Annotated in this window: 14 protein-coding genes; 7 read left to right on the top strand and 7 right to left on the bottom strand. The window is 61.5% G+C overall.

Annotated features, from left to right (window positions below; all coding sequences use genetic code 11):
* Positions 1-267 precede the first annotated feature (267 nt).
* The 4 genes from EI969_RS06745 (at position 268) to EI969_RS06730 (ending at position 4,562) form a co-directional block, all read left to right on the top strand.
* Complete coding sequence (locus EI969_RS06745; protein ID WP_160386746.1) at positions 268-1,422, top strand: MalY/PatB family protein; 1,155 nt, start codon at positions 268-270, stop codon at positions 1,420-1,422.
* A gap of 235 nt (positions 1,423-1,657) precedes the next feature.
* Positions 1,658-2,515 (top strand): SDR family oxidoreductase, encoded by an 858-nt coding sequence (locus EI969_RS06740; protein WP_160386744.1) that lies wholly within the window; start codon positions 1,658-1,660, stop codon positions 2,513-2,515.
* 74 nt (positions 2,516-2,589) lie between these two features.
* Positions 2,590-3,201, top strand: a complete 612-nt coding sequence (locus tag EI969_RS06735; RefSeq protein WP_160386742.1) for a Yip1 family protein — start codon at positions 2,590-2,592, stop codon at positions 3,199-3,201.
* A complete protein-coding gene (locus tag EI969_RS06730; RefSeq protein ID WP_160386740.1) occupies positions 3,201-4,562 on the top strand; it encodes a sodium:proton antiporter in 1,362 nt (453 codons plus the stop codon). Before EI969_RS06735 ends, EI969_RS06730 begins: the two co-directional genes overlap by 1 nt.
* Here the strand turns inward: EI969_RS06730 and EI969_RS06725 are convergent.
* The 3 genes from EI969_RS06725 to EI969_RS06715 are packed head-to-tail and all read right to left on the bottom strand — an operon-like array spanning position 4,540 to position 10,410.
* Positions 4,540-6,459 (bottom strand): PAS domain-containing sensor histidine kinase, encoded by a 1,920-nt coding sequence (locus tag EI969_RS06725; RefSeq protein WP_160386738.1) that lies wholly within the window; start codon positions 6,457-6,459, stop codon positions 4,540-4,542. The genes EI969_RS06730 and EI969_RS06725 overlap by 23 nt on opposite strands.
* Positions 6,460-6,472: 13 nt before the next feature.
* On the bottom strand, positions 6,473-8,761 hold the full coding sequence (locus tag EI969_RS06720; RefSeq protein ID WP_160386736.1) for an ATP-dependent DNA helicase: 2,289 nt from the start codon (positions 8,759-8,761) through the stop codon (positions 6,473-6,475).
* Complete coding sequence (locus EI969_RS06715) at positions 8,758-10,410, bottom strand: VRR-NUC domain-containing protein (protein WP_160386734.1); 1,653 nt, start codon at positions 10,408-10,410, stop codon at positions 8,758-8,760. The genes EI969_RS06720 and EI969_RS06715 overlap by 4 nt, the downstream gene beginning before the upstream one ends.
* Before the next feature lie 211 nt (positions 10,411-10,621).
* Between EI969_RS06715 and EI969_RS06710 the strand changes: the two genes are divergently transcribed.
* Both EI969_RS06710 and EI969_RS06705 read left to right on the top strand, forming a co-directional pair.
* Positions 10,622-10,846, top strand: coding sequence for a YgdI/YgdR family lipoprotein (locus EI969_RS06710; protein ID WP_160386984.1), 225 nt, complete (start codon positions 10,622-10,624; stop codon positions 10,844-10,846).
* Between the two features lie 137 nt (positions 10,847-10,983).
* Positions 10,984-11,655: an MliC family protein gene (locus tag EI969_RS06705; RefSeq protein ID WP_160386732.1), complete on the top strand. Its 672-nt coding sequence runs from the start codon at positions 10,984-10,986 to the stop codon at positions 11,653-11,655.
* Positions 11,656-11,699: 44 nt separating this feature from the next.
* Here the strand turns inward: EI969_RS06705 and EI969_RS06700 are convergent, their stop codons facing one another.
* The 4 genes from EI969_RS06700 to EI969_RS06685 form a co-directional block, all read right to left on the bottom strand.
* On the bottom strand, positions 11,700-12,785 hold the full coding sequence (locus tag EI969_RS06700; RefSeq protein WP_160386730.1) for a polyamine ABC transporter substrate-binding protein: 1,086 nt from the start codon (positions 12,783-12,785) through the stop codon (positions 11,700-11,702).
* Between the two features lie 70 nt (positions 12,786-12,855).
* Positions 12,856-13,197: a cupin domain-containing protein gene (locus EI969_RS06695; RefSeq protein ID WP_008050088.1), complete on the bottom strand. Its 342-nt coding sequence runs from the start codon at positions 13,195-13,197 to the stop codon at positions 12,856-12,858.
* A 43-nt stretch (positions 13,198-13,240) separates the two neighbouring features.
* Positions 13,241-14,647 (bottom strand): FAD-binding oxidoreductase, encoded by a 1,407-nt coding sequence (locus EI969_RS06690; protein ID WP_160386727.1) that lies wholly within the window; start codon positions 14,645-14,647, stop codon positions 13,241-13,243.
* A gap of 50 nt (positions 14,648-14,697) precedes the next feature.
* Positions 14,698-15,513, bottom strand: coding sequence for an AraC family transcriptional regulator (locus tag EI969_RS06685; RefSeq protein ID WP_160386725.1), 816 nt, complete (start codon positions 15,511-15,513; stop codon positions 14,698-14,700).
* 264 nt (positions 15,514-15,777) lie between these two features.
* Between EI969_RS06685 and EI969_RS06680 the strand changes: the two genes are divergently transcribed.
* Positions 15,778-16,050 carry a DUF1652 domain-containing protein gene (locus EI969_RS06680; protein WP_160386983.1) on the top strand — a complete coding sequence of 91 codons (273 nt, stop codon included), beginning with the start codon at positions 15,778-15,780 and terminating at the stop codon, positions 16,048-16,050.
* Positions 16,051-16,388: the final 338 nt, after the last annotated feature.

Genomic DNA, 16,388 nt, shown 5'->3' with positions numbered 1-16,388 from the left:
TTTTGAACAACCACGGTTTCGGCAGTCTGAATGCCGACACTTCAAACTTTAGTCAACCGGGTGGCGTTCTGTGTGAAAACCGACCGTCGGGCAAATCCCGGTTGGCGTCCAAGGAACACAAACTGTGGGAGCGAGCTTGCTCGCGATGGCGCAGGGTCAGACAACATCAATGCTGACTGTGCTGGCCCCATCGCGAGCAAGCTCGCTCCCACAGGGCTTGGGGATTATCATGGTCGCCATTCCAATCCGGCTTTTACGAGACTGCGCATGACTTTCGATTTTGATCAGGTGTTCGACCGCCACCACACCGGCAGTACCAAGTGGAGCCGCTACCCGGCCGATGTGTTGCCGATGTGGGTCGCCGACATGGATTTCGCCGCGCCGCCGGTGATCGTCCAGGCCCTGCAAAAACGACTGGAACACCCGATGGTCGGCTACAGCGTGGCCCAGGATGACCTGCGCGAGGCGATCGTCGCCGACCTCTGGAACAAGTACGCCTGGCGTGTCGAGCCCCAGGAACTGATCTTCCTGCCGGGCGTCGAGTCCGGTTTCAACATGGCGTTGAAGGCACTGGTGCAGGCGCCACAGAACGTCGTGGTGCAGGTTCCGAACTACCCGCCGCTGCGCCATGCACCCGGGCACTGGGGCCTGAACAAGGTCGAATTGAATTTCGATGCCCAGGCTGATGGCACCTACAGCACGCCGCTCGATACCCTGAGCCAGTCATTGCAAGGCGGCGGCGCCCTGCTGCTGAGCAACCCCCACAACCCGCTAGGCAAGGCTTTCCCCCGCGCAGAGCTGCAAGCCATTGCCGACATTTGCCTTGAGCACGGTGCCTGGATCATCTCCGACGAGATCCACGCCGAGCTGTGCTTCGACGGCCGCCAGCACATTCCGATGGCCACGTTGAGCCCGCAGGTCGCCCAGCGCACCATCACGCTGATGTCCGCGAGCAAGGCCTACAACATCGCCGGCCTGAAGACCTCCTTCATGATCATTCAGGACCGCCACCTGCGCGAGAAGGTCAACCACGCCCGTTGCGGCATGGTCGACAGTGTCAATCCGCTGGGCATGGAGGCCACTCGCGTCGCCTACAGCGAAGCCGCACCCTGGCTGGCGGAGCTGAAGGTCTACCTGCAAGGCAACCGCGATTTTCTCGCCGAGGCCGTGCGCACCCGCCTGCCGGGCGTGACCATGAACCTGCCGCAAAGCACCTACCTGGCATGGCTCGACTGCTCGGCGCTGGGGCTGGACAACCCGCAGCAGTTCTTCCTCGAGCAGGCCAAGGTCGGCTTGAGTGCCGGCCTCGACTTCGGCGATGACTGCAAGCAATTCGTGCGCCTGAACTTCGGCTGCCCCCGCTCGCTGCTCGAAGAAGGCATCGCGCGGATGGAGCGCAGTTTGCGCCACCTCAAGGCCTGATCGATCCCCGAAAATCCCTGAATATCCATGAATATCCCTGTAGGAGCGAGCCTGCTCGCGATGGACTCAAGAGCGCCGCGTTTAGTCAGCAAACGCGCGTTATCGTTAGCGACCATCGCGAGCAGGCTCGCTCCTACAGGGATTGGTGGTTCCCCTATCGAAAATCCAGTCGAACTCCAGCCAAAACGCCAGGGTCAACCTTCTGACACCCTGGCCTCGAGACTGGAGATCGATAATGACCGACTATCCAAAACCGCCCTTCCCCAAGCAGCATCAGCCGGTTCCCGGCACTCAGCGCACCATGGACCCCGTTCCGGATTGCGGCGAGCATTCCTATAAGGGCTCCGGTCGCCTGGCCAACAAAATCGCCCTGATCACCGGCGGCGACAGCGGCATTGGCCGTGCGGTCGCCATCGCCTTCGCCCGTGAAGGCGCCGATGTGGCCATCGCCTACCTCAACGAACATGAAGACGCCAAGGCAACCGCGCACTGGATCGAACAGGCCGGCCGCCAATGCCTGTTGCTGCCGGGAGACCTGGCGCAAAAGGCGCACTGCCAGGCCCTGGTGGAGAAAACCGTGGAGCGCTTCGGCCGCATCGACGTACTGGTCAACAACGCCGCGTACCAGATGACCCATGACAGCCTCGAAGACATATCGGACGAGGAATGGGTGATGACCTTCGACGTCAACATCACCGCCATCTTCCGGATCTGCCAGGCAGCCCTGAAACACATGAAGCCCGGCAGTTCGATCATCAACACCAGTTCGGTCAATTCCGACCTGCCGAACCCGACGCTGCTGGCGTACGCCACCACCAAGGGCGCGATCGCCAATTTCAGCGCCGGCCTCGGGCAAATGCTCGGGCCCAGGAACATCCGCGTCAACAGCGTCGCCCCCGGACCGATCTGGACGCCGTTGATCGTCTCGACCATGCCTGAGGAGACGGTACAGAACTTCGGCGCCAACACCTCCCTTGGGCGGCCGGGCCAACCCGTGGAAGTCGCGCCGATCTACGTGCTGCTGGCCTCGGATGAGGCCAGTTACATCACCGGCCAGCGCTACGGCGTCACCGGCGGCAAACCGATCCTGTGACCGCGTCGAAAAATTGAACCGGCGACGTCCTCCAGCGCTCCACAGCGTATAGACACTGATCGCTGGAGGTCGTCATGTCCGCACCCATTGTCAAACTGTTCACTCAACCGAACTTCGCCTGGCTGGATATCCGCAAGGAAGAAGAAGCCCATCCACGTCATTACCTCGCGCATCTGTTGCTGCTGGCCCTGATTCCCGCCGTGTGCCTGTTTTTCGGCACGACTTACGTGGGCTGGAGCCTGGCGGAAAACGAAACCGTGCGGCTCAGCACCCACAGTGCACTGCAACTGTGTGTGCTGCTGTACCTGACCATCGTTGCCGGCGTCGTGGTCATCGGCGCGTTCATCCGCTGGATGTCTCGCACCTTCGAGGCGCGGCCAACGCTCAATCAATGCATCGGTTTTGCTGCCTACACCGTAACGCCGTTCTTCATTGCCGGCCTGGCAGGCCTGTACCCCAGTCGCTGGCTGGCGATTGCAGTGCTGGCGGCGGCATCGGCTTATTCGACGTTCCTGTTGTTCATCGGCTTGCCGACCTTCATGCACGAGCGCAAGGAGCAAGGCCTGCTCAACGCCGCCTGCGTGTGGGGTGTCGGGCTGTTGGTGTTGGTAACGATCCTGGTCACGATGATCCTGGTGTGGTTCAACGTGCTCACCCCTGAGTACCTGCGCGCGCCTGTCGGTTGATGGGCTTCACGGCGTGGGTGGCGGTGCTGGGCGCCGTATTGCTGACACTGGCGCTCACCTCGTCGTACCTGCGCTGGTTGCCCGTGACCACCTCGGCGGTCTGCCTGGTGCTGGGCGTGGCCATCGGACCGTCGGGCCTGGGTTTGCTCAGGCTGGATATCAAGGACGCCGCCTTCTGGATGGAGCATCTGTCGGAAGTAGCGGTGCTTTTTTCCCTGTTCGTCTGCGGGTTGAAGTTGCGTCTGCCCCTGGGCGATCGCCGATGGCGGGTGGCATTTACGCTGGCGGGACCGGTGATGATCCTGACCATTGCCGGTGTGAGCCTGCTGCTGCATTTCGGGTTTGGATTCGCCTGGGGGCCATCGCTGTTGATCGGGGCGATCCTGGCACCCACCGATCCGGTCCTGGCCTCGCTGGTGCAGGTCAGCGATGCCAAGGACTACGACCCGGTCAGGTTCGGGCTCACGGGTGAAGCCGGTCTCAACGACGGCAGTGCATTCCCTTTTGTCATCCTCGGTTTGCTGTTTCTGCAACAAGGTGAGCACGCGGGTGCGTGGCTCGACGAATGGGCGCTCAAGCGGCTGCTATGGGCCGTGCCCGCCGGCTTGCTGACCGGTTATTGGATGGGGCGCGGCATCGGCCGCCTGACCCTGTTCATGCGCATAAAGAATGCCGACAGCACCTTTTCCCCCAATGATTACCTGGCCCTGGCCTTGATCGCACTGGCCTATGTCGTGGCCGAAACCCTTCAGGGCTACGGGTTTCTCTCGGTGTTCGCGGCCGGGCTTGGCCTGCGCCAGGCCGAGGTGAGTACCAGCAGTGACACCCGCACACCGGCGGAACATCTGGTCCAGCCGGTGGTCGGTCATCAGCATGTCGAGCCGGAGGCAGCCGTGGCCGGCAATGTCGACCATCTGGAAGACAAGCAAGTCGCCGCCGGGATCATGATGGGCGACATGCTGTCGTTCGGCAGCCTGGTGGAACGGGCCATGGAAGTGTTCCTGGTGACCTTGCTCGGGGTCGTGCTGACTGCACACTGGGACTGGCGGGCACTGGTGGTCGCGCTAGTGCTGTTCGCGGTGATTCGCCCGCTGATGGTCTGGCTGATGCCATGGGGCTCGCTGCTCAACGGCCCGCAACGCTGGTTGATCGGCTGGTTCGGCATTCGCGGCATCGGCAGTTTCTACTACCTGTTCTACGCCTTGAACCACGATCTGTTGCCATCAGTGGCCACCTTGTGTGCCGACCTGACGCTCTCGGTGGTAGCCATGAGCATCCTGCTCCACGGCATCAGCACCCAGCCGATGCTGGCCCGCTATGAACAGCACAATCGCCGCGTCATTTCATCGCCAGGGCAATGATTTCCACCAGGTTGAGTTGGGTATAGGGTTTCGACAAACGCGGCAGATGGGCGGCAAAGCCCTCCAGCCGTTCGGCATAACCGGTGGCGAGGATGATCGGCACGTTCGGTCGAATGATCCTGATGGCATTGGCCAGTTGCGCGCCGCTCATCTGGGGCATGGCCATGTCGGTGATGACCAGGTCGATCTCCGGTTCACGTTCGAACAGATCCAGCGCCGTGGCACCGGACGGCGCACTGATGACCCGGTGCCCGAGGTCCTCGAGCAGCAGGCTGGTGCTGGTCAAGACCAGGCTGTCATCGTCTACCACCAATACGCACAGGCGAGGCACCGTCACGTCCACTTCCCTGGCAACCGGCTGGACGACCGCATCGTTGGTAGCGACGGGCAACCAGAGTTCGGCGGTCGTGCCCTGATCCTTCTGACTCTTGAGAATGAAGCGTCCGCCCAGTTGTTCGATAAACCCGTGAACCATCGACAACCCCAGGCCCGTGCCTTTGCCGACGCCCTTGGTGGTAAAGAACGGGTCCATCGCCGAGCCCAGCGTGGTTTCATCCATGCCCTCGCCCGTGTCGGCAATGCTCAGGCAGACGTAATGCCCGGGCACCAGAGATGAGGAAACGCTGTCGCTCACTTCATGGTTTCTGGCACCGAAGATAATGGTCCCGCCGTTGGGCATGGCATCGCGGGCGTTGGTTGCCAGGTTGAGGACGGCCAGTTCCAGCTGGTTGAGGTCCGCCATCACCGGTTCGAGATCGACGGGAAACTGCGTTTCGATTTTCACCGAAGGCCCCAGGGAGCTGCGCAACAGCCCGGAAATGCCTTCTACCAATGCCGGTATCTGCACCGCTTCCGACTTGAGTTCCTGGCGTCGGGCAAACGCCAGCATGCGCTGGGTCAGGGACACACCGCGCAAGGCGCCCTGGGTGGCGTTGTCGATCAGGCGGGTGACCTTTGGATTGTCCGTCACCCGCTTGCGCACGATTTCCAGATTGCCGAGGATCACCGTCAACAGGTTGTTGAAGTCGTGGGCGATGCCACCACTGAGCTGACCAATGGCTTGCATTTTCTGCGCCTGGAACAAGGCTTCGCGGGTTTGCTCCAGTGCCTGCTGCGCCTGCGTGGCTTCAGTGATATCGCGGGTAATCTTGGCAAAACCGAGCAAGGTGCCGGTGTCGCCCCAGATCGGGTCGACAACCACATGGGCGAGGAACCGCGTACCGTCCTTGCGCATCCGCCAGCCCTTGTTTTCAAAGCGCCCTTCACGCACGGCAATGTCCAGCGTGCGTTGTGGCTCCTGGGCCTCGCGATCTTCCGGGGTATAGAACATCGAAAAATGCTGGCCGATGACTTCTTCCGGCAGGTAACCCTTGATGCGCTGGGCGCCGGGGTTCCAGTTGCTCACGCGTCCGTCCGGCGTCAGCATATAGATCGCATAGTCGGTCACGCTCTGCACCAGCAGGCGGAACTGCTGTTCGCTTTGCTTGAGGACTTCCTCGGCCATCTTGCGGTCGGTCAGGTCGCGGGTGATCTTGGCAAAACCGAGCAAGGTGCCCGACGGGTCGAGGATCGGATCGATGACCACATGGGACCAGAAACGCGTGCCGTCCTTGCGCACCCGCCAGCCTTCGCCTTCGAAACGTCCTTCGCCGATCGCTGTGTCCAGCGCCCGCTGCGGCAAGCCGGCACGGCGATCCTCGTCGGTGTAGAAGCGCGAGAAATGCTCACCGAGGATCTCGGCCTCCTCATAGCCCTTGAAACGCCTGGCGCCGGCGTTCCAGCTGGTAATGATGCCGTCCGGATCAATCATGTAGATCGCGTAGTCGATCACCGCATCGATCAATAGCCGAAAACGGCCGTCTTCGATGGCACTGACCCTGGTTCGATCTTCGCTCATTGATCCCACCGCCTCATGGTTTCTCTGGAGTATGCGTCATACCGGGAATTTGGACAGCCCACCAACGCGGCAGCAACTGCCTGACCTTGCTCTCGCCGAAGCGGTCGTCGATCAACATCACCACCCCCTGGTCCTGTTGCGTACGGATAACCCGCCCGGCGGCCTGCACCACTTTCTGTACGCCGGGATACAGATACGTGTAATCGTAGCCGGAACCAAAAATCGCGGCCATGCGCCGTTTCATCTGCTCGTTCACCGGATTGAGCTGCGCCAGCCCCAAGGTGGCGATAAATGCGCCGATCAACCGCGCACCGGGCAAATCGATACCCTCGCCAAAGGCCCCGCCCAATACAGCAAAGCCGATGCCCTGGCCGTCGGCGTGGAATTGATCGAGAAACTGCTGGCGTTGCGCTTCGCCCATGCCTCGGGACTGCGACCACAGGCTGATGTGCGGATGCTTCTCGGCCAACAACTGCGCCACCTGCTGCAAATAATCGAAGCTACTGAAAAACGCCAGGTAGTTGCCGGGCCGCTTGCAGAACTGTGCGGCGATCAAGTCCACGATCGGTTCCAGGGAGGACTGGCGATGCACGAACCGCGTGGAGATCTGGTTGACGATGTGCACCTGTAGTTGATCGGCATGAAACGGCGACTCGACATCGATGCACACCGTGTCCGTCGGCGTCCCCAGTAAATCGGCGTAATAGTGACGGGGGCTCAGGGTCGCGGAAAACAGCACCGTGCTGCGCGCGGCCGTCAGGCGCGGGCGGATGAAGCCTGCGGGCACCACATTGCGCAGGCACAGCTGCGACAGATTGCGCTTGCGCTCGAGGTCGCGTTTGCTGATGTCGAACAGGAACTGCTCATCGAACAGCTCGGCCACCCGGCAGAACTGCAGCATGTCGAAGTAGAAGCCCTGCAGTGCGCTGTCCAGCCCTTGCGGGTGATCGTTGAGGTAGTCACCGATGCTGGCGCTGCACGATGACAGTGCCTGAAGGAGCTTTTCCGGCGCCTTGTCATAGGCTTGGTAGGCGCCGGTTTGCGTGCCATTCAAGGCATTCCACTCACGGTTGACTCGCTGCATCGCTTTTTTCAGCACCTCGGGTGCGGTTTTGCGCACGCCGTTGAAGGTCCCCTGGTCGAGGCTCGCGCTGTACATCTGCCGGCCGCGCTCCACCAGGTTGTGGGCTTCGTCGACCAGCACCGCGACTTTCCAATTGTTGGCCTGGGCCAGACCGAACAGCAGCGCGCTGAAGTCGAAGTAATAGTTGTAGTCGGCCACCACCACGTCGGCCCAGCGCGCCATTTCCTGGCTCAGGTAATACGGACAGACGTCATGCGCCAGGGCAACCTCGCGCAAGGCGCTCTGGTCCAGCAGGCTCAGTCGGCTGGCATCCTGCCGTGCGGCGGGCAGGCGATCGTAGAACCCCCGGGCCAACGGACAGGACTCGCCGTGGCAGGCTTTGTCCGGGTGTTCGCAGGCCTTGTCCCGGGCGATCATCTCCAGCACCCGCAACGGCGGCGCATCGGCACTGGCCACAATCACCTGCGCGGCGTCCAGGGCCAGCTTGCGGCCCGGGGTCTTCGCCGTGAGGAAGAACACTTTGTCCAATTGCTGCGGCGCCAGTGCCTTGAGCATGGGAAACAGGGTGCCCAGGGTCTTGCCGATGCCCGTGGGCGCCTGCGCCATCAGGCAGCGCCCGGTGCTGACGGCCTTGAACACCGACTCGGCCAGATGGCGCTGCCCCGGCCGAAAGTCGGCGTGGGGAAAGGCCAGGCGCTGCGCCGCCAGATTGCGCCCGTCGCGATGGGCGACTTCCTGCTGCGCCCATTGCAGGAACCGCGCGCATTGGCGTTCGAAGAATTCCTGTAACTGCGCGGCCTCGAAGGGCTCGACCAGGCAGGTTTCCCTTTCGCTGACGATGTCGAAATACACCAGCGCCAGGTTGATCCGCGGCAGATCGCGTTTGCGGCACATCAACCAGCCGTAGATTTTCGCCTGGGCCCAATGCAACTGGCGGTGGTTGGCCGGTTGTTTGCTCAGGTCCCCGCGGTAGGTCTTGACCTCCTCCAGGCAGTTTTGCGCCGGGTCATAGCCATCGGCCCTGCCCTTGACCGTCAGGGTTCGATACAGGCCTTCAAGGGCGACTTCGCTTTGGTAGCCCTCGCTGCGTCGCGAGGCCACCGTACGATGCCCGACGATGCCCTCCAGCGCAGTGGGCGACGGTGTGAAGCGCAGGTCGAGGTCGCCGGTCTTGGCGGTGAACTCACACAGCGCCCGCACCGCAATGCTGTAGCTCAAGCGCCCTGCTCCGCCCATTGCACGTAGCACACGGTGATCGGCATCTGGTGCTCGTGGCAGAACTCCAGCCAACGCAACTGGTTGTCCTGCAGGCGATCGCCCGGGCCTTTGACTTCGATCATGCGGTAGGTCCTTTGCTGCGGCCAGAACTGGATCAGGTCCGGCATGCCGGCGCGATTGGCCTTGATGTCCAGCAGGAGGCGGTTGAACCAATGCTTGAGGTGCTCGGCCGGCAGGCAATCGAGGGCCTGCTCCAGCAGCGCCTCGTCAAGCACGCTCCAGAACACGAACGGCGACTGCACGCCCCACTTGGCCGCATAACGTTCGCGGATGGTCTGCCGATAGCGCCCGTCGTCGAGTTCGGCCAGGCACGCGGCAAACAGCTCGGCCCGGCGGCCATGGAAGTCTTCGCTGAGCAAATCCACCGGCCCGCGCTGGAACGGGTGAAAAAACGCACCCGGCAAAGGCGCGAAGATCGCGGGCCAACACAGCAGGCCGAACAGTGAATTGACCAGGCTGTTTTCGACGTAATGGACCGGTGCCGAATCCTCCGCCAGATGCGCCTGAACGTAAAACTCGACCGACATTGCCGGGTCGAGCCTTGGCAATTGCAGGTCCAGGCGCTGCATTTGCCGAGGCGCCGCGCGCTTGATCGGCGGCCCGCCGAGCTTGCGTCGCAGGCGTGGCAACACGCGAAGCAACTGCTGTTGCTCGGCGGCGCTCTGCGGTGCCTGTTCAGCCTGCATGGCCAGATCCAGAGCCCGTTCAAACTCACCGCTGCGTTCCAGTACGCGAATCAGCCGCGAACGCGCACCGGGATAGGCGCATTCGCGGTAGAGATTCAGGGCCATGGCGAAATCGGCGATGCGTTCGCAATGCTGGCCCATCTGGAACAGCAGCCTGGCGCGCCGGCGTTGCAGCCACGGGTTGTCCAGCACCAGACTGTTGATGCGCCCGGCCACCGCGTCCAGCGCTTCACCGGCCTCGAATTGTTGCTGGTACGCGTGCAGGAGGACACAGGCATCCACGTCTTCGCGGCTGCGCAAGCCCCGGGACTCGGCGCAGAATTCGACTTTTTCGTAGGTATAGATGCCCAGGTCGGCGAGGACGAACTCCGACCAGTCCTGATACAGGTTGCCGAAGAACATCAGGCGCAGGCGATCGCACAACTCCATGATGGTCAGGCTGAACAGGCGCTCGTCCAGGCTCGGGCACCACTCTTTGAAGCTTTGCGCCTGGGGAAACTGCTCGCTCAGCGCTGGCAACCAATCGGCTTTCTTGCCTTTGGGCTGATCGATGACCGGACCAAAGGCCTGGAGGATTTCACCCTTGAGCAGCACCCCGAACAGCGTTTCGACCGTCAACGGCATTTGCTCGTCGACCCAGCCAAGCGCCAACAGCGGGCCGGCGGCGCTGACGATATCGCCGATTTCCTCGTAATGCAGTTTGCTCGCCCTGAAATGAATGCCCTTGCGCATGACCATTCTGACCAGCAGTGCCTGCGATTCACGGGGCAACCGCCTAAACTCAAGAACGAAGCACAGCTCCTCGGCGCTCAGCACATCGGCAAAGCGCTGTTCAAGCCAATCAAGCACTTGCATGAAGTTGTTAAGGTAATAGAACGGATCGTCTAGCGGATTTGCAGTCACAGGAAATGGGCCATGGCGAGCGAGTACTGGTTATGCGTACAGATACCAGTTCCGCCCTGCCCGGTGCAATCGGAAAAGGATAAATGGAGGCGCTGTAAGGAATATTTCCCGGGCGGCAGAACTTTCTGCCCCCTGGCGGCACCAACCGCCATGGGAGTGCAGTGACAGGCGCAAGCTGATGGCACTGCTTCAAAATGAACGAGAGGTGATCATGGACATCAAGACTTTGGGTTTGCCCCTGGCCGTAGCGGCCCTGCTGATGCTGGCAGGCTGCTCGACGCCAACGGTGGTGACGCTGCAGAACGGCACCCAGTACCTGACCAAGGACATGCCGAAAACCAGGACCAGCGACGGCTTCTTCGAGTTCGAGGACATTTCAGGCGCGAAGGTGAAGGTCAGGGCCGATGAAGTGGCGACGATTCGCGAGGAAGATTGACGTTTCTCCTGGCACGATGTGGCAGGTTTCGAGCACTGCCTTACACTCGATAGACCCGTGCGACCGAATGACTGTGCAACGCTTCGACACGATGCGTTGCAATACGGGCATCACGCAAAGATTCAGGTGACGCCGAAATGAAAATGGTCATGCCACTCCTGGCCTCAGTGCTCGCCGTCAGCACGTGCGTGACGGCGAGCGTGTGTGACGCCGCCATCAAGGCAAAACCAAAGCCCTTGCCAACGTACAAAACCAGTTTCGATTGCAGCAACCCCCAGGCATCCGTCGAACAGCTTGTCTGTCACGACGCGCAACTGGCGCGCATGGACCTGGAACTCAATCGACTTTATCTGCTGGCGCTCACCGACGACCATTCAGTGCCGCGTCCGGATAAAGTCGAGATTGATCAGCGGTTCTGGGTCCAGTCCCGTAACCAGTGCGGTGCCGGGCCCCAAGCCAGGGAATGCGTCGTGCGAAACTATGCCGAGCGTGCGTTCCAGCTGCGCCAGGGTTCGGCCATTGCGAGAACCAAAGACCCGAGCAGGCTCACCGAAGGCCCGCTGGCCTATCGTTGCGCAGGGTTCAACGCTTTGGTTGCCGCCACCTTCTTTACCGTCGACCCGGGCGTTTTGTTCCTCAAATGGGCGAACACCTCCATTACCCTGAACCAGGTGCCGAGCAACTCCGGAAACCAGTACACGGGCAAGGATTCCAAGGGCAACTACAGCTTCTGGCAATTGGGCAATGACGTGTTCCTGCAGATACCCGGCTCAGGACAAATGACGTGCGCAGTCGAGCCGGTGGGCTGAAGGCCTGACATCGGGACATCCTGTCCCGATGACCGCTCGATGCTTCAGCTGCCGGTGCGAATCTTGTTCCACACGCGGGTGCGAACCCGGTCGATGTTCAACGGCATGGCTTCGAGCGCAAACAGCTTGCCCATCATTTCCGGGCTTGGGTAAACCTTGGTGTCGTTCTTGATCGCCGGGTCGATCAGGCTGTCGGCCTGCTCGTTGCCATTGGCGTAGTGCACGTAGTTGCTGACGCCGGCCATGACGTCCGGGCGCAGCAGGTAGTTCATGAAGGCGTAGCCGGCCTTTTCGTCCGGAGCGTCGGCCGGCATCGCAACCATGTCGAACCAGATCGCCGCACCTTCCCTGGGAATCGCATAGCCGATGTCGATGCCGTTGTTGGCCTCTTTGGCGCGGTTTTCCGCCTGCAGGATGTCGCCGGAGAAACCGACCGCCACGCAGATATCGCCGTTGGCCAGGTCACTGGTGTACTTGGACGAGTGGAAGTAACTCACGTACGGCCGCACTTTCAACAGCAGCGCTTCGGCCTTCTTGTAGTCCTCCGGGTTCTTGCTGTGATGCGGCAGGCCGAGGTAGTTCAGCGCCGCCGGCAGCAATTCGGGGCCGTTGTCGAGAATGGCCACGCCGCACTTCTGCAACTTCTGCATGTTCTCGGGCTTGAAGATCAGGTCCCAGGAATCCACCGGGGCGTTGTCGCCCAGCACGGCCTTGACCTTGGCAATGTTGTAGCCGATGCCGGTGCTGCCCCACAGGTACGGGAAGCCGTGCTCGTTGCCCGGATCGTTGGTCTGCAATGCCTTGAGCAAGACCGGGTTGAGGTTCTTCCAGTTCGGCAACTGGCTCTTGTCGAGTTTCTTCAGTGCACCGCCTTCGATCTGCCGGGCCATGAAGTGGTTGGACGGGAACACCACGTCATACCCGGATTTGCCGGTCATCAGCTTGCCGTCGAGGGTTTCGTTGCTGTCGTAGACGTCGTAGGTGAAGCCGATGCCGGTTTCTTTCTGGAAATCCTTGGTGGTGTCCGGTGCGATGTAATCCGACCAGTTGTAGATTTTGACGGTTTCGGCCGCCTGGCTGATCGATGCAACCAGCATCAGCGGGGCCAGTGTCAGGGTCTTTCGGATCATGAGTCGATTCCTGTAGGGGTTGTTGTTATTGGCAGGCAATCAAAGGATCAGCTTTCAAATTCCTGGGAATTCAAAAAATCAAAACGTAGGTCTTGCGCACGGTTTCCTGGATGTCCCAGATGCCGAGGCTGTTGGCCGGCAACATCAGTGCGTCGCCGGCCTCGATGTGCAGCGGTTCGCCACCGTCGGGGGTGAAGGTGCAGCGGCCCTGGATGAAGTGACAGAACTCCTGGGCGACGATCTGCCGCCGCCAGCGCCCCGGGGTGCATTCCCAGACGCCGGTCTCGACGCCGTCGTCGCGTTCCACGCTGGTGGTCGACGCCACGGCCACGGGCGTACCCAGGGGTACGGCGACCGGATTGGACTCGTCCAGTTTCAGGGTTGCGGTGTTCTTGAATTGCGTGATGCTCATGGGAATACCTGTCGATGGAGCCTGTAGATGAAGAGCGCACCGTTCAGTGCATGAAACCTTCCATGAAACCGGCGACCCCGCTGGCCAGCTTGCGCCGCCAGGGCGCAGTGGCCGGGTTGGCCAGGGTCTGGTCCTCATGGACAAAGCTGCGGATGATTGCGTTGTAGCCGAGCCAGCGCACGGGTTCCGGCTCCCAGGCCCTGAGCGCGTCGAGGCCGCGCCGGGGGATGACCCACGGCTGACGCACCAGATCGCTGTCGCGGCCGAGGATCAGGTCGGCGACCGTTCGCCCCCCCAGGTTGCTGGCGCCGACACCCTCCCCGCCATAACCGCCGGACAAGGCGATGCCGCTGGCCCGGTCGCAGAGCATGTGTGGCTTGAAGTGCCGGGACATGCCCAGGTTGCCGCCCCAGGAATGGGTGATCTGTACGTTCTTCAACTGCGGGAACAGCTCGCCGAACAGATAACGCCGCAGGTCTTTTTCATCCGCGGTCAGGTCGAAGTCGTGGCGCAGCTTGCCGGCGAACTGATAGCCGCCACGGGCGCCGAAGATCAAACGGTTGTCAGCGGTGCGCTGGCCGTAGGTCACCTGGCGACTGGCCTCGCTGAAGGCCTGGCCGCGACTCAGGCCGATTTCGTCCCAGGTCGCCGCGGACAACGGCTCGGTCGCGACGATCAGGCTCTGCACCGGCATCTGATAGCGCCCCAACGGCGGCAAGGTGATGGAGTAACCCTCTACCGCCGGCACCACCCAGTGACAGCGCACAGATGCTTTCGCCGTGCGCAGGCCGCCGGACTGCCAATGGGTGACCGGGCTGTTTTCGTAGATTTTCACCCCCAGGCGCTCCACCGCCCGGGCCAGCCCGCGCACCAGTTTGGCCGGGTGGATGGTCGCTACATGCGGCGCGTAGATGCCGCCATAGGGCTTGGCGACGCGAATCTGCTGTGCCAGTTGTTCCGGCGTCAGCCAGCGATAGTGGCTATCGTCGAGGCCCTGGCGGTGGAGATCGTCCAGATAGTGACGCAGGCTGGTCTCCTGCTCCGGGTAGCGCGCGGCGCAATACAGCACCCCGCCTTTACGGTAATCGCAGTCGATGCCCTCACGTTCAAGGACAATCCCCACTTCATCGGGGATGCCGTGCAACAAATCGTAGGAGGCGCGGCGTTGTTCGGCCGATAGATTGGCCAGCAGGCGATCCTCACCGAGCAAATTGCCCATCAGCCAGCCGCCATTGCGCCCCGACGCGCCGAAACCGGCGGTCTGCGCTTCGATGATGGCAATGTTCAGCCCGGGCTCGTGCTGCTTGAGGTAGTACGCGGTCCAGAGACCGGTGTACCCCGCCCCGATGATCGCCACGTCGACATCCAGGTCCTGCTCCAGCGCGGGACGTGCCAACAACGGCTCGTCGAGCTGGTCCATCCACAAACTGATATCGCGCCACGCCGACATGCAAGACTCCGCCACTCAAACTTCGATGGCGTCGATCCTAGTGCGTGGGCTCAGACGCTGTCTTGCGCGCGTGCACGCAAAGAAATTTGTTTGACGTAGGCCTTGGGTGACTGGCCGGTGTGCTGGCGGAAACAGCTGTAGAACGCCGACAGCGAATTGAACCCGGCAGCGAAGGCCAGCTCATCGATGCGCAGCGGTGGCGTGGCGGCATCCAGCGCTGCCAGCAGATGTTGCAGGCGCGCCTGGTTGACGTAGCGGTAGAAGCTCTGGCCCAGGACCTGGTTCAACAGGTAGGAAATCTGATTGCGGCTGTACCCGCACTCCTTCGCCACCCGCTGCAGATCGAGCTCCGGGTCGAGATACGGTTGCTGGCCCTGGAAATACTGCTGCAGGTCCTCGGCCATGAAACTCAATTGGCGCGGCGACAGACCGAGACGGCTGACGGCCGGGCGCTGGCTGTGGGTGGCTTTGCTGACCGCTTGCTCATGCACCAGCGAGGCGTATTCATTGACCCGCCAGATCAGCCCGTCCTTGACGGTGATCGCCTCGCTGGCGCGGAACGACACCAGCCCTTCACCACCGCGCAAGGTGATGCGGTACTGGATGAACGCGGTGTTGCCGTCCAGGCGAATGCGGTCGGAGTGCTCCAGCGCTTCATCGGGGTCCCGGGGCATGCTGCTGCGCACGTATTCGCGCAACTCGGCCAGGCCCATGACCCGGTTCTGGAAGAAATCGTTGTACTGCACCTGCGGGTGATAGAGCGCCATGACGCCGTCCAGGTCCCGGTGCTTCCAGCGCAAGTGATAGCGCATGACCGTCTCGGCCGTGGCCTGGGTTTGCAGCGGGCCATCATCATCGGCGTGCATTGAAAGTCCCGGCAAAAAAAGCCGAGCTTGCCCAACTTCCGCTCAGGCTTCAACGACTAAACGGATGAGGGTTTGGGGCGGCAAACACCACCAAAGCGTGACCTGAATCAAAAAAACGCCAGCAATCGCCAAACGGCCTGAAAAAACCACATTCCTTTCACACACGGATGCTACTTTTAAAGACTGTCACTGGTTGAACCAATGAAGGTTCTTCCCTCCTACCATGAGCTAAAGGAAGCGCTCGATACTGAAGGCGGGCAACACATGAACAAAGGCTTCAGCAAGGTCACCTTTCCAAACGCCTGCCAGCTGATGCGCTGGCATTTTCATCCCATGGGATTCGAGGCGAGCATGGACGCACCGGGCAGCATGATTGCCCGTCTTTTTGACCGTGCCACTGGCGAGACCATGATCGCCATTGCCGGCATTCCGTGCGCTACCGTGATGAACGCCGCGGATGTCGAACGAATAATCGAAGCGGTGGAGGATGAGCTTGAAGCCTTCGTTCCACCGGAGGCCCTCAGGAGTTACGCCTGAAGACTCAGCAATCAAAAAGCCCACTTCAAGTGGGCTTTTTGTTGAGCGCAATTCCTTGCTCGCGATGGACGTTAACGATAACGCTGTGAACCGGATAAACGCGGTGCACTCGAGTCCATCGCCAGCAAGCCGGCTCCTACAGTTTGGTGTTCACATCATTTCGACCCGGACGCGGTCCCTTGTAGGAGCTGGCTTGCCAGCGATGGTCGTCAACGATAACGCGTGTAACCCGGATAATCGCGGTGCACTCGAGTCCATCGCCAGCAAGCCGGCTCCTACAGTTTGGCGTTCACATCATTTCGACCAGGACGCGGTCCCTTGTAGGAGCTGGCTTGCCA

Origin of the sequence: Pseudomonas sp. PB101 (assembly GCF_009764265.1) — a bacterium.
Taxonomy (GTDB): domain Bacteria; phylum Pseudomonadota; class Gammaproteobacteria; order Pseudomonadales; family Pseudomonadaceae; genus Aquipseudomonas.
Note: the sequence above shows the minus strand (reverse complement) of the source record. Positions and strands in the feature narration are given on the sequence as shown.